The 232-nt window shown below is 57.3% G+C and carries 1 rRNA gene; it reads right to left on the bottom strand.

Annotated elements, in window-relative coordinates:
• Nucleotides 1–232 (bottom strand): 16S ribosomal RNA (locus ACTHS4_RS12695); the annotation flags it as partial.

Here is a 232-nt window from a genome sequence, read left to right as displayed (position 1 = left end):
ACTCAAGCACACCAGTCCCAGGCGCAGTTCCCCGGTTGAGCCGGGGGATTTCACACCTGACTTGAATCGCCGCCTACGCACCCTTTAAGCCCAGTGATTCCGAATAACGTTCGCACAGTTCGTATTACCGCGGCTGCTGGCACGAACTTAGCCCGTGCTTCCTCCGAGGCTCTGTCAAATACCGGGGAGTACCCCGATACACTTCATCCCCTCCGACAGCGGTTTACAATCC

The sequence above is a fragment of the Neisseria sp. P0014.S009 genome (genome assembly GCF_051958155.1).
In the GTDB taxonomy this organism is placed as follows: domain Bacteria; phylum Pseudomonadota; class Gammaproteobacteria; order Burkholderiales; family Neisseriaceae; genus Neisseria; species Neisseria flavescens_C.
The sequence above is the reverse complement of the archived record's forward strand: the minus strand, read 5'-3'. Positions and strand labels throughout refer to the sequence as shown.